Here is an 828-nt window from a genome sequence, read left to right on the forward strand (position 1 = left end):
ACGCAGGTAAGCCTGTTTGTATGGCGTACGTTCGTACTGATCTTGCTGCTATCGGCACAGAAGTATTTGCTGAAGTCCGCGGTAAGAAACTGCCAATGACAGTAGAAAAAATGCCATTCGTACCTCAGCGTTACTACCGTGGCTAATCGATAATACTTTATTAACGATTGTTTTTCCCTAACCCCTTATTCTCCACCATTCATATGGTTGATAATGAGGGGTTTTGTTTTTTATATAACTTATTGATCATCTTAGGGATGTATCACATTTGAGTCACAGATCGCTTAATATTTTATAATTTATGCCGCTATACTGAAGATTACTCAACAAGGAAATCGCAGACGTGTAGGAGAGTGGCGATGAAAAGTGCACTATCGAAGAAGTGGATATGGGCAGGCGCACTTCCCTTGATTGGAAGTTTTGCAGTGTGTGCTGATACCACAACCCCAACTACTGAGTCTGACGCGAATTTAGAATCTAGCGCAGAGATAACCCATTATATTGTCAACGGCAGCAATGCGTCGGTGTCTGACTTTCCTTCGATAGCGAGTTTGTTTATCGATAGTCTAGAGTATGACAATTTCTATACGACCAACCCGAATTGTGGTGCGACCATTCTTGACCAGTATCATGTACTCACCGCTGCTCACTGTATCTACGGTAATGAAACGGCGCAGTTGTTTACGACCGTTGTACCTCAACTCGAAAATGTAAATGACTATCCCTTTGGTAATATACAACGTTACCGCGTCACTGAGATATACTATCGAAACGATTACGACAATCGACTGAGTCAGTTATTGGCGAATGATGTCGCTATCTTAAAGT

At 42.0% G+C, this 828-nt stretch carries 2 protein-coding genes; both read left to right on the forward strand.

Annotated features, from left to right (window positions below; translation table 11 throughout):
• Positions 1-146, forward strand: a 146-nt coding sequence (locus KIV40_RS31670) for a glycine cleavage T C-terminal barrel domain-containing protein (RefSeq protein ID WP_285353282.1), incomplete at its 5' end; no start/stop codon positions are given.
• A 213-nt stretch (positions 147-359) separates the two neighbouring features.
• Positions 360-828: trypsin-like serine protease (locus KIV40_RS31675; protein WP_285353280.1), on the forward strand; the 469-nt coding region annotated here is incomplete at its 3' end.

It is taken from the genome of Vibrio sp. D173a, assembly GCF_030248475.1.